The sequence below is a fragment of the Verrucomicrobium spinosum DSM 4136 = JCM 18804 genome, from assembly GCF_000172155.1.
Lineage (GTDB): Bacteria > Verrucomicrobiota > Verrucomicrobiia > Verrucomicrobiales > Verrucomicrobiaceae > Verrucomicrobium > Verrucomicrobium spinosum.
The window spans coordinates 5,180,039-5,192,828 of the sequence record NZ_ABIZ01000001.1; the positions used below are offsets into that span (position 1 = coordinate 5,180,039).

The 12,790-nt window shown below is 61.9% G+C and carries 10 protein-coding genes; 4 read left to right on the forward strand and 6 right to left on the reverse strand.

What is annotated here, in order from left to right; translation table 11 throughout:
• The first annotated feature begins 77 nt into the window (after window positions 1-77).
• The 3 genes from VSP_RS21090 to VSP_RS21100 all read left to right on the forward strand — a co-directional run bounded on the left by VSP_RS21090 (window position 78) and on the right by VSP_RS21100 (window position 4,173).
• On the forward strand, window positions 78-926 hold the full coding sequence (locus VSP_RS21090; RefSeq protein ID WP_009963178.1) for an SDR family oxidoreductase: 849 nt from the start codon (window positions 78-80) through the stop codon (window positions 924-926).
• Window positions 927-1,271: 345 nt separating this feature from the next.
• A complete protein-coding gene (gene ahr / locus VSP_RS21095; protein WP_009963179.1) occupies window positions 1,272-2,282 on the forward strand; it encodes an NADPH-dependent aldehyde reductase Ahr in 1,011 nt (336 codons plus the stop codon).
• Between the two features lie 184 nt (window positions 2,283-2,466).
• A complete protein-coding gene (locus tag VSP_RS21100) occupies window positions 2,467-4,173 on the forward strand; it encodes an FAD-dependent oxidoreductase (protein WP_009963181.1) in 1,707 nt (568 codons plus the stop codon).
• Between the two features lie 102 nt (window positions 4,174-4,275).
• Here the strand turns inward: VSP_RS21100 and VSP_RS21105 are convergent, their stop codons facing one another.
• From VSP_RS21105 to VSP_RS21115, 3 genes are all read right to left on the reverse strand, one after another.
• Window positions 4,276-4,908: a hypothetical protein gene (locus tag VSP_RS21105; protein ID WP_009963183.1), complete on the reverse strand. Its 633-nt coding sequence runs from the start codon at window positions 4,906-4,908 to the stop codon at window positions 4,276-4,278.
• A gap of 114 nt (window positions 4,909-5,022) precedes the next feature.
• A complete protein-coding gene (locus VSP_RS21110) occupies window positions 5,023-5,379 on the reverse strand; it encodes an SCP2 sterol-binding domain-containing protein (RefSeq protein ID WP_009963184.1) in 357 nt (118 codons plus the stop codon).
• A gap of 43 nt (window positions 5,380-5,422) precedes the next feature.
• Window positions 5,423-7,027 carry an acyltransferase family protein gene (locus VSP_RS21115; RefSeq protein ID WP_198141206.1) on the reverse strand — a complete coding sequence of 535 codons (1,605 nt, stop codon included), beginning with the start codon at window positions 7,025-7,027 and terminating at the stop codon, window positions 5,423-5,425.
• A gap of 442 nt (window positions 7,028-7,469) precedes the next feature.
• Here VSP_RS21115 and VSP_RS21120 point away from each other — a divergent pair, with 442 nt between their 5' ends.
• A complete protein-coding gene (locus VSP_RS21120; protein ID WP_009963186.1) occupies window positions 7,470-8,771 on the forward strand; it encodes an SGNH/GDSL hydrolase family protein in 1,302 nt (433 codons plus the stop codon).
• A gap of 1,139 nt (window positions 8,772-9,910) precedes the next feature.
• Here VSP_RS21120 and VSP_RS21130 read toward each other — a convergent pair.
• From VSP_RS21130 to VSP_RS21140, 3 genes are all read right to left on the reverse strand, one after another.
• Entirely contained in the window at window positions 9,911-11,191 is a 1,281-nt protein-coding gene (locus VSP_RS21130) for an RNA polymerase sigma factor (protein ID WP_009963187.1), read from the reverse strand.
• Between the two features lie 21 nt (window positions 11,192-11,212).
• On the reverse strand, window positions 11,213-11,587 hold the full coding sequence (locus tag VSP_RS21135) for a YciI family protein (protein WP_009963188.1): 375 nt from the start codon (window positions 11,585-11,587) through the stop codon (window positions 11,213-11,215).
• Between the two features lie 232 nt (window positions 11,588-11,819).
• Entirely contained in the window at window positions 11,820-12,758 is a 939-nt protein-coding gene (locus VSP_RS21140; protein WP_009963189.1) for an NAD-dependent epimerase/dehydratase family protein, read from the reverse strand.
• Window positions 12,759-12,790 lie beyond the last annotated feature (32 nt).

Here is a 12,790-nt window from a genome sequence, read left to right on the forward strand (position 1 = left end):
TGGACTCCGCATTATAGAAAGTCCACCCCACCTTTGCTAATTTGGTTCCGTTAATCAAACCAAAACTGCAAACCAATATGCCCTCCACGATTCTCATCACTGGCTGCTCCTCTGGCTTCGGCAAAGCAAGCGCCTCCCTCTTCCTCGCCCGCGGCTGGAACGTCATCGCCACCATGCGCACGCCGCAACCGGGTCTGTTTGAAGAGAGCGACCGGCTCCTGATCCTGCCGCTGGATGTGACGCAGCCAGCCACCCTCACCCACGCTATCGAGGCGGGCATCGCACGATTCGGCAAGATCGATGTCTTCGTCAACAACGCTGGCATTGGCTACTTTGGCGCGCACGAGGCGGTGTCGGATCAGGCGATCCGACAGCTCTTTGAAACCAACACCTTCGGCGTGATGGCGGCCAACCGCGCCATCATTCCCCACATGCGCGAGCGCGGAGCCGGAACGATCATCAATGTGACCTCCAGCGTCGGCATCGCGCCGATGCCACTGGTGGCCGCCTACACTGCCAGCAAGTATGCCATCGAGGGCTTCTCCGAATCGCTGGCCTACGAGGCCGGCATGCTCGGCATCCGGGTGAAGATCGTGCAGCCCGGACTGGCCCCCACCACGCATTTTTCCGCGAACTCCGGCGCTCTGGGCGACTATCCCGTTCCCCCTGCCTATGCCGGGCATGCTGCACGTTATTTTCAATCCATGCAGGAGTATCCGACGAACTACACGACGGAAGACGACGTGGCAAATGTGGTGTATGCTACAGCCACCGATGGCACAGACAAGCTCCGCTATCCCGCCGGGGACGACAGCGTGATGCTGGCCGAGCTCAGGGCTGCTTTGCCAGAACAGGAATTTATTGGCAGGATTCGCTGCATGACTGCGAGCGAGCCCGGGAAAATTGAGGCTTCCAGCGAGGAATGAGTCTCGATAGAGTGGTCAGCACACCGTTAGGCGTCCCATGCACCATCCCTCCGCTGCCTGAGCCGACGGGGATCGTCGGACTACTCCTGTGGCGTCGCCGCGGGAGTAGTCCGGATGTGCCAATGAAGCGGTGCCCCTTCTCAGAGCATCTCCGTTCCAATTTCACCACCAGCATTTCCCTTTCGCGCTAAGCTAGCGCCCGCCAGCGGTGCATCCCGTGCTGTCATCTCCCGCCTTTCCACCCCCAATTTTCTCCGACAGCGTGACCAAAGACGCCCAACTCTGCCCGCCCAAACGTATCCCGGCAGACCAACTCAGTGCAGCCAGTCTCACCCCACCCACCTCATGAGCACCATCAACGCCTACGCCGCCACGACAGCCAAAGCCCCGCTGGAACCGTTCTCCTTTGACGCCGGGGAACTCGGTGCCGAGGAGGTCGAGATCAAGGTCACCCACTGTGGGATCTGCCATTCGGACCTCTCCATGCTGGACAACGACTGGGGCATGACAAGGTTTCCTTTCGTCCCCGGCCATGAAGCGGTGGGCACCGTCACCGCGCTGGGCTCCGGGGCCAAGGGGTTGAAGATCGGGCAGCATGTAGGCATTGGCTGGTCCGCCTACAGTTGCCTCTCGTGCCACGAATGCCTCTCTGGGCGTCACAACCTCTGCGCGAAGTCCCAGGGCACCATCGTGGGACGCCACGGTGGCTTTGCCGACAAACTCCGGGCGCAGTGGACCTGGGTTCGCCCTCTGCCAGCGGGGCTGGACATGGCCACCACGGGCCCGCTGCTCTGCGGGGGCATCACCGTGTTCTCACCCTTCTTCGAGTACGCCATCCCTGCGACTGCCCGGGTGGGCATCATCGGCATCGGCGGTTTGGGGCACATGGCTCTCCAGTTCGCGAACAAGTGGGGCTGTGAAGTGCACGCCTTCACCACCAGCGAGAGCAAGGAGGAGGAGGCCCGCAAGCTGGGGGCTCACCACGTGCACAACACCAAAAACCCGGGCGCTTTGAGAAAGATCGCCGGCAGCCTGGATCTCATCATCTCCACCATCAACGTGCCCCTGGATCTGCACAGCCTGCTGGGCACCCTGGCCCCCACCGGACGACTGCACGTGGTCGGCGCGGTGGTACAGCCCATGCCCCTGCGTGCCATGGACCTCATCTCCGGCCTGAAGTCTGTCTCCGGCTCCCCCACCGGCAGCCCGACCGTCATCGATGCCATGCTGAACTTCAGCGCCCGCCACGCCATCGCCCCCATCACAGAGACCTATCCCATGAGCCAGGTGAATGATGCCCTGGAGCACCTCCGCTCTGGGAAGGCGCGGTACCGTATAGTGCTTGTGAACGAGTAAAACCAACCACAGAGGGAAACAAAACTTCAAAATTCACATCCCAAACTTCAAGAACGGCGTCTTGATCGCTCCTGATCCCATCTTGTTAATCTCTCAAAAAATCTTGTTAATCCTGTCTGAGGAAGCCTCTGTGCCCTCTGTGTCTCTGTGGTAAATTCCTAGTTCCCCCTACCCCTGACGCTCCATGCTGACCGCCCACGACGAAGAAGAGGACGAGCGCTTCTACCGCGACACGGAGAGCACCGCCTTCCCCAAGCTGAGTGATCACCAGCTCACCCTGCTGGAGCCGCTCGGCTCACGCCGCATCGTCCGCCGTGGGGAGGTGATCTTCCCCGCTGGGGCGCGGGATTTCCCCATGGTGGTCGTCATCCAAGGCGAGCTGGAGGCCTATGAGACGCGGGAGGACGTAGAGCAAATCCTGGCCTGCCCAGGGCCGCGAGACTTCGTGGGAGAGGTCTCCATGCTCAATGGCACCTCATCCATCGCCGCGGTGCGGGGAAAAGCGGATGAGACGGAGATCCTGGAGATCCCTGCGATCAAACTGCGCAAGGCTCTGGCGGAACTCCCCGGAGTGGGTGAGCCGGTGGTGCAGGCCTTCATGATGCGGCGGCAGCGGCTGCGGCGGGACCGGGAGCTGGCGGGCCTGCGCATCCTCGCCCACCCAGGCTGTCAGGGTGCACGGCGCATCGATGATTTCCTGGACAAGAACCACATCCCGCACCGCCTCATCGATTCCACCACACTGGAGTGCCGCACCCTGTGCGAGCGCCTGGGCGTGACCGATGGCGACCTGCCGGCCCTGATCGCCAGTGACGGCTCCATTTCACGAAACCCCGCCATCTTCGATGTCGCCCGTATAGCCGGGCTCCTGCGTCCCCTGTGCTCGGACGGGCGCGAGGAAATATTCTGCGACCTCGCCATCGTGGGGGCCGGTCCCGCGGGGCTGGCCGCCGCCGTGAATGCGGCCTCTGAAGGCCTCAGCACCGTGGTGCTGGAGAGCTTTGCCCCCGGCGGACAGGCTGGCTCCTCCTCCCTCATCGAGAATTTCTTTGGCTTCCCCACCGGCATCAGCGGCGGAGACCTCACCTACCGCGCACAGCTCCAGGCCTTCCGCTTCGGAGCCAAGTTCTCCACCCCCTCCCGGGTGCTTTCCTTGAACTTTCCCGGAGGCGAGCATGGAGCCGCCCTGGAGATCGAGGGCAGCCCCACCACGCTCCGGACCCGGTGCGTCATCGTCTCCAGCGGAGCCCAGTACAACAAGCTTGGTGCCGAGGGGCTGGAGGACTTTGAGGGCCTGGGCGTCTTCTATGCCGCGACCGTCATGGAGGCCCAGTTCTGCCGCGGCGGCACCGCCGTCGTCGCCGGAGCGGGCAACTCCGCAGGCCAGGCCGCCATGTTCATGTCGGAACACGCGGCCAAGGTGTACCTGGTGATCCGCGGGGATGACCTGACCAAAAACATGTCCAGCTACCTGTCCAGCCGCGTCGAGACCAAGCCCAACATCGAGATCCTCCGGCAGACCGAGATTCGGAAACTGTCCGGCTCAGGTCGCCTGGAGAGCATCCAGATCGAAAACACCCGCACCGGCGAGCGCCGCACGGTGGAGACCACGGCTGTCTTCTCCATGATCGGTGCCCGCCCCTGCACGAGCTGGCTCCCTCCTGAGATCCTTCTGGACGAGAAGGGCTTCATCCTCACGGGGGCCGCCATCGCCCACGCCCACGCCTGGCAGGCCGCGGGCCGGGCTCCCTACCCCTTCGAGACGAGCCGCCCCGGCATCTTCGCCGCGGGCGATGTGCGCTCCGGCTCCGTCAAGCGCTGCGGGGCCGCCGTGGGAGAAGGCAGCATGGCGATCGAAAACGTCCACCAGGTTTTAGGTACCTACACCTGACTTGATCGCTGCACTGCGGCCTGAATCCCCTGGTCCCCCATCCCAACCGGGGCAAGAAAGCGAAACACTCGCGCCACCCCGCCGCATCCCTGCCAAGGGAGCCTACTCCGTTTTCGCAACGGGCACTGCCTGCTGGTAGCTTCCAGACGACCTCAACTGCACTTCATGTTCGGAACGGATCTCCGCCCCCACCGCGACGCTGTAGGTGCCGGAGTCGTAGGCAACTCCGATGATTTGGGTGGCGGAGGGATAAACGTCTTTGGCACGCACAATGCGATCCCGCACGCCGTCTGGCCCACCCACGCTAAATGACTCCACCTGGACCTTCACGAACGGTCTTCCTTCCGCGTCGCTGCTGATGGTTGGAGTGAGACGGGTGAAAACAAACTCTCCAGGCGCAGCCTCAAAAACGTCAGCCACCACCGGTTCGCCAGAGATGACCTTTCGATCCATGTTGTAACTTCGCCCCGCAGCCTCCGTCCTGAAGGTGCGCGAGTAGGCCCTCAACTCCTCATCCGAAAGACTCGACCAGTCAAAACCAGAGCCCGCCGATTCCAGCCCGTCCCGCAGGCCGGGCGAGGAAGGCTTCACGCTGGTGGTGAGCGCGGGTGAAACCGGGGGCGACGGTTTACGGATGGGCCCCTCCTCCACCCGATGCCGCCACCCAACCCACAGTGCCAGCATCAGCATGACGGAAACCATCACGATGGCAGCGGGAAGGGAGCGGCTTTTCATATCACACTACACAGCCAAGGCTGTTCTATTTGGCATTCCCGCGCTGCCACTGTCAATTTTCAAAATCGCGCGCACCGTAGAACGCTCAAGCATGAGCGCCCCGGCATGGCCCGCTCACGCCGCGCCCAGCGCCTGCCCCAGCTTCATCGCCACGGTCATGTCGCCCTTCACCTTCAGCGTGCCCATCATGAAAGCCATGCGGGGATTGAGCCTGCCCGCCAGCAGAGAGACAAAGTCCTGATCCTTCATCGCGAACGTGCAGGTCCCCTCCTCCTCTGCAGGACGCACCCCCGCCGAGCCGGGGCGGAAGTCCACCAGCCATGACCCGCCCTGCGGCCCGGAGAGATCAAAGCGGAACGTCGCATTCACCAGCGCCTGGAGTTCCGGGCTCCCCGTCTTCTCCGCCACTCTCGTGTTGAAAAGCTCTGCTGGAGTGTTGCTGGTGGAGGAGTCATCGGAATGGCTGGACATGCCGTTTTATCGAGCGGCTCTGCCCATCCTTCAAGCAGGAAAGCTACGTGGGGCGTTGCGTGGCGACCTCCCCGCCGCATCCTTCCACGCCCCCGGCGGGCTCACCTTTTGGCTGAGCGGTCATGAACCAGTTGCCCACACGGTTGGAGAAGTTCACACTCGGCCAGTCCACCCAACGCGTGAGCAAGTCTGAGAGCCACAGCGTCGCGATCACACATACCGCCAGCCCCAGCGTGGAGGCAGCCACGGGACCCAAGCCCAACTTCATGAAAATGACCGCGACGCCCTGCCCCACGGTGTGGAGAGTCAACGCGTGCACGACATAGAGCGCGAATGAGCGCTCGCCCAACCAAACCAGGGGTCGCCAGGAGAGCAGGCCGATCGCACCTGGGGAATAGAGGGCAAGCCCGACTGCCAAGGTCGCCGCAAGGTGGAGAGGCCACACCCCGAGTGAGGGATACCATGCGAGCCATGACCCTGAGAGATCCCGGGACATGTGCACCGACCCAATGGTGACCACCACCGCCAGAACCAGCAGAGCCACGCCGCCCCCCAGGCGAAAATCCGGGCGGCGCAGGGAGTGCGCAGCCAGGAAGAGCCCCGCCATGAAGTCCACCATAAACTCCTGCGGCCAAACAAACATCATCACCCCAAGCACCGCCGCCCAAACGAGTTCGCGCCGAGCCATCGACATCGTGCAGGCAATCAGGCCAAAGAGCGCAATCGATCCGACCAGCTCCAGCCGAACCGTCCAAAGCGGTGCGTTGAACCCCTGCCCCAAAAATGCCGCCTCCCACAACATGCTCTTGAAAGTCATCGGGACCATTCCGATGGTGAACATTGCAGATTCAAAGTGGGAGAGATCATTAAAATGGCCTGCGGAAAAGCCGCCTGAGGTATAGAGGAAAAATGAAGCCACTGTCGTGATGAATGGCAGCGGCAACAGTCTGAAATATCGCTTCGCAGTGGCTTTCGCCACCAGCTCATAGGAGGCCTTTTTCAGCAGGGGCCGGGCCAGGACGAATCCGCTCAACACCCAAAAGATATACACCATGAACTCCCCATTGAGCACCACCGAAAAAGGCGGGGTCATGATCCAGTCTGCCACCGCTGGCACTGGGTACTCGGTGTTCTCCTTTCCCAACGTGAACCAGGATCCTGGATACATCACCACTGTAGCATGGAACAGAAACACGCACATCGCCGCCACGCCCCGCAGGGAATCCAGGGCATGCAGACGATTTGCCAGTGACAAAGGGGCCCCTGCGGCCCGCCCCTTTCCCATATGCTGCATCAGCGTCAACATGCCTATAAGCAGAAACGCCGAACCGCCCAGGTGGGCCGCACGCATGAAAGCCGCAGGGAGATCCAGCGCCAGGATCACCTCCCCGCTTCTGGAGGACAGCAACTCCCGGAGAGAGCCGTTGAGATAAAGCATGTTACCCTCCCTCACGCGATAAGCAGGCTCGGAGGCACGTGACAACTCCTCCACGGCCCCCACTTCAATCGCCCGCTTTCCTGAAACCCACACGCCCGGTTCAAGCCCATACCGTTTTTTCCCAAACTCCTTTTTGGAAAGCCGGGTGAACACCGCCCCGGACACCTTCCCTTCACGAAACTCCTCAAGAGTCAAAGGGCGCCCTTTCAACGGGTTCAAAAGCAAAGATATCCCTGCCAGTATTGAGGAAATGACCAGCAGTGCAAGGAGGCCATAGCGGACTGCGCGTGACGATTCGAATCCGCGGGGGAAAATCATGTTTTCGCGTACCGCGTCCGCCTAGAAGGAACAACCTGAAAATGCTACCAGGAACTACTTTTTTCCCTTAACTGGCTCCTGCTGGTGATCCAGGCCATCCGGCCATGAGGTACACGCTGTAACGCAAAATCACAGCGAGCAGCGTCTCAGAACGCAGAGTCACCTTCTTTCCATTGGCAGCAGTTTAGGAGGGGGTGCGCCCGCAGCTCTGCCGCCCAACCTTCCATGCCACGCAGATGAGTGAAGATTTATTCCTCGTATGACGTAATCTCCCTTTCCTGCCCTCCCGCTCCAGCCCCCCTTTTTACACTCTCTCCCTTCAGCTCCCCATTTCATGAACCTCATCCGCCGCTCCTTCATCACCGGCTGCACCGCCACACTGCTGACCCTGCCGTATCTTTCCGCCCAAGAATCGCCCCCGGTTCTGCGCGATGCGGCCGAGGTCACTCCGCGCGGCGGTCTGCCCAACGTGCTGGCCAAGCTACAGGCCGGGCAAGCAGTGAAGGTGGGCTACCTGGGAGGCAGCATCACTGCCGCCCCCGGCTGGCGGGTGAAGTCTCTCAAGTGGCTCCAGGATAAGTTCCCCACCGCCAAGCTCTCAGAGATCAACGCCGCCATCGGGGGCACGGGGTCTGACCTCGGCGTCTTCCGCGTGCAGCGGGACGTGCTGGATCACAAGCCGGATCTGTTGTTCGTGGAGTTCGCCGTGAACGATGGCGGAGCTGACCCAGCCCGCATTCAGAAGTGCATGGAGGGCATCGTCCGCCAGACCTGGAAGGTCGATCCCGCCACGGACATTTGTTTTGTGTACACCCTGAGCGAGCCCTTCCTAAATGATCTGAAGGCTGGCAAGGCCTCCCGTTCCGTCACCGCCATGGAAGGCGTGGCCGACCACTACCAGATCCCCAGCATCCACCTCGGCATCGGCGTGGCCAGCCTGGAGAAAGAGGGCAAACTCACCTTCAAAGGTGAGAAGCCCACTGCGCCAGCCAAACCGGGCGATCCGATCCTGTTCTCCGGCGACGGCGTGCATCCCCATGTAGAGACCGGCCATGAGCTCTATCTCCAGACCATCATCCGCGCCTGGCCAGCCATTGCCGAAAAGGGCGCTGGAGCCAAGCCGCATGCACTGACAGCTCCGCTGCGAGCAGACAACTGGGAGAAGGCCAAGCTCGTGCCTGTAACTCAGGACATGCTGAAAGGCAGTTGGACAAAGATCGACATGCCCACCCACCCCATCGGCAAAGGCTATCAACAACGCCTCCCTGGCATGTGGAAGGCCACTGGTCCCGACGCCGTGCTGGAGTTCGAGTTCGAGGGCTCACACGTCGCCGGTTATGACCTCGTGGGCCCAGACGGCGGCCTGCTGGAAGTGACCGTGGATGCCCAGCCCCCGAAAAAACTGGCCCGCATCGATGCCCACTGCACCTACCACCGCCTGGCCACCTCCCTGCTGCTCACCGGTGCCCCCGAAGGCCGCCACCACGTGAGAGCCCAGCTCCTGGCCGAGGCCCCAGACAAGCGCAAAATCCTCTTCCCGAAGAATGTCCCGGACATGGAGAAGAACCCGGCAAAGTATCAGGACAACGTCTGGCATCTGGGTGGGTTGCTGCTGCTGGGGGATTTGGTGAAATAAATGCAGAGAAGGCAGAAGTAAAAAGTTGAGAGTGAAAAGTGACAAGTGCTGAGCGACTCCAGCGGCGCTCAGCCGCCTAAACCGCTGCGCGGGAGACGCCAGACTGGAAGACAAAAGACTCAAGACTTGAGTTCTGACCATGCGAAGTCGCTGTAGGCGATGAGGTAGGGGCAGCGCATTGGTTTGCGCCGCCCCCTCCCAAACCGGACAGGCAGTTTTCCCGCATCCGGCTTTCCCGTTGGTGCACTTTCAGGCTCTGCCCTTGCGGGCCTCTCTGCCCGACCTGACTTCCCGACGGGGGGCTCCGCAGGTCCGGTCCCTCCCATCTCGATCTGCGATCTGTGTTCTCAGGCGGACGTTCGCTCCCTTGGTCGGGGCAGGACGCTTGTCCCTGGCGGTGGCTAGCCCTTTGGGAAATCCGCCAGTGGTTGAGCCCCTCAGGCCGTTGAACGCTCTCACCCACCTGCCGCCCTTGGCTCCACCTGAGTTAACCGGCTTCATCGCTACTATGACGGCTCTGACTCCTGTCAGGGACCTCGCGGCCTCCTGTCCTGACAGGTTTGCCTTCGCTTCGCTCGCCCTTCGGGCAGCCTTCGGCTGGCGATCTCCGCTTCGCTCCGGTTCCTGTGTTCACTGCAACTCCCTTGCCCAACATACCACCACCAACCACCCTCACCATCTCCCCCACCGCCTCCGTGTCTCGCGTCGGGGAAATCACAAGGCTCATGGTCATGGCCCTGTCATAGCTTCGCCACTGACTAGCAGGCTCGCCGATAAATGCTGGCCGAATCGTGTTCACTTTCGTTGCGGTCTGTTGGATTCTTTCCATTGCTCCCCACCCCGCCTCACGGCGACGCAGTTATTTCAAGTTCTCAGTCAACTACCGGGCCCCGACTGGCTGAAGTCTCCCACTCCAGAGGGTTTTGCAGCTTCACAGCGCACTAGTCCGGTTGTCCCAACCGGCTCAGTCGCCGCACGGACGCACGACCAATCCCCCAGCCTTCCACTCCATCACTCCATCACTCCATCACTCCATCACTCCATCACTCCATCACTCCATCACTCCATCACTCCATCACTCCATCACTCCATCACTCCATCACTCCATCACTCCATCACTCCATCACTCCATCACTCCATCACGCGCCGCCCACCCCCTCCGCTTTCTTGAACAAATGCGCGCGCATGCCGGGGTCATCCGTCAATCCCGCCGCCCGCAGGCAGGCCTCACGTGCCTCCCCTGTCCGTTCCAGGATCTCCAGCACGTGCCCGCGGGCCGCCCAGTAGGGCTGATAGTCCGCCACACGTGCCTCAGGCAAAAGGTCCAGCGCCTCCAAGCCAGCCTCCGCCTTGCCCACTTGGGCGAGAGCGACAGCCCGGCCCACCATCGCCCCAATGCTTGGCGTGATCTGCACCAGCCCCTCATACAACAGCAGGATTTCACTCCAGTCCAAGTTACCCGTATCCGCACGGCTGGCGTGGATGGACTGAATGGCCGCCTCCAGTTGATAGCGACCCAGTTTCCTGAAACTCGATGCTCGCCGCAACAACTCCTCCGCCTCGGTCATGAGCGGTCGCGACCAAAGGGAGGTGTCCTGCTCATCGAGCGGCACAAAGTTCCCCTCCACATCATACCGCGCGGCACGGCGCGCCTCGCAGTGCAGCATGAGAGCCAGCAGTCCCAGCGCTTCGGGCTCCTGCGGCATGAACTGCACCAGGGTGCGCCCCAGATGAATCGCCTCCCGTGCCAGCCCATGCTGGGTGGCCCCGGCTTCCAACACATTTTCCCAGCCGGTCGTGTACGCCGCATAGATGGCATCCAGCACAAAGGACAGGCGCCCCTCCCACTCCGGTGGCTCCGGCACCCGGAAGGCAATCCCCGCATCGCGGATCTTGTTCTTGGCTCGAACCAACCGCTGCCCCATGGCAGTGGGAGAAACGAGAAACGCTGAGGCAATCCGTGCCGCATCCACTCCCAGCACCACCTGCAGCATCAACGGTGTCCGCACTGCCGGATCGATCGCAGGATGGCCGCAGACGAAGAGCAGCTTGAGACGTTCATCCGGGAAGGGACCGCCAGTGTCCGCCACCGTGCGCACTTCCTCCGCCAGTTGTTGCAAGTGGGCCTCGGAGTTCTGCTTCACCCGCTGATGCCGGATCTCATCTGTGATCCGGTTGCCCGCCACCCGCAGCAGCCACGCCTCCGGCTTCTGGGGCACCCCATCGCGCGGCCAGCGCTCCAGAGCCGTGGCCAGCGCCTCACTCAGGGCATCCTCGGCCCCCGCCACATCACGGGTGCGTGCTGCCAGATACGCCAGCAGCCGGCCATAGGACTGCCGCACGAGGGCATCGATGGTTCGATGAGTCTCCTCATCGAGCGCTCCTGGCATTGCGGCAGGTGCTGGATCAGACACGTCCATGGCCCGTGGTGATACGCGTGCTCAAGCAGGCCTGGCCGCCGGGCCTCCGACAGAGAAATGCGAGCCCAGGAGCGGCCGCACCTCCACCGAAGTGAAGGCCGCCGCCGGATGACGCGCCGCCCACTCCAACGCCGTGTCCAGATCCGGCACATCAATGATGCCAAAGCCCGCCAGGAACTCCTTGGACTCTGCATAGGGCCCATCATGCACCTGACGCTGGCCATCCCGCACCCGCACGGTCGTGGCTGCCAGAGGCGATTCCAGCCCAGCGCCCCCCACAAAGATGCCCGCCGCCTGCAGCGCCTGGCCATAGGCCCGTCCCGCGGCCAGCACGGCCGCGTCATCGCGACGGTCAAAGACTTCCTGAGATTGATGAACCAGCAGAGCGTATTTCATGAGGTGTTGCGGTAGAGCTTGTGTGCAGGCGGACCAGTTCATCTGACCGCGCTACACAGGGATGACGAGCCGCCCCACCCCATTTCGACAATTGCAGAAAAAGAAGAGCATCTATCCTCACACAAAGGCACGAAGGCACAAAGAAAATGCCGCCCGTCCGGCCACAACCGCCCCTTCCCCCTCCCTCTTGTCAATCCTGTCTCAATAAGAGCCTCCTGACCAGCCCACATCGCTACGCCTTCAAACAAGTGGCAATCCCCTCGTCATACGAGGTCTTGTGGTACCCACCCAAGAGTTCCCGCAAGGCAGAGTCATCCACGATCAGCGGGTCCGTCAGAAGGTAGTGCATCTCCACCAGTTCCCGCAGGATGGGATTGAACCAACCCATCATGCGGAGCATCAGCTTGCCCGCCACCATCAGCTTTGGTTTTCCCCTGCCCGCCAGAGCAAAGGCTTTTTCCGCGAACTCCCGTTGCGTGATGACGCCTGCGCCACCCAGATTCCAGGTGCGACCATACGCCCCGGGATTACGTGCAAGCTTCATCACCACCGGCCCAACGTCTGGCACGAACACAAACTCATGCGGCTTGTCAATCGGCCCCAGCATCTGCGCCCGGCCTCCGGATACGATCGCCTTGAAGATCCCGTCCAGATAGCTGCGCTCCACCCGTGGCCCATAAAAGTCGGGTAGCCGCATAAGGGTCGTCTGGATCTGCCCGGAGCGTCCCGCCTCCATCAGGATATCCTCCTGCTCCTTTCTCATGCGCCCCTTGTAGGTGTGGGGTTCACGCGGGTGAATCTCATTCACCCGGTCCGTCTGAGGGCGGCCAAAGGGGTAGAGCGTGCCAATCAGGACCACCCGCTTCACCCCGGCCTCGATCGCTCCGGCGAGCGTCTGGCGCATGATCTGGGGATGCAGGTGAAACTGATCATAGGGCACCCCTACCATCGTGATGAGCGTTTCCACCCCTTCCGCCGCAGCCACCACCGAGGCAGGGTCGTCTGGGTTCCACGTACGAATCTCCGCCAGAGGATCCGCTCCGTAGGTCCTTTGCAAAGACGTCGCATCTCTGCCCACCACCCTGTAGCGGACGCCCGCGTCTCGCAGTGCAGCGGCTATTGACGCGCCAATGGGTCCCGTAGCACCAAACAAGGCAAATTCAGTCTTCATAAGGTTATATTAACATCGTTAAGTTAACACCG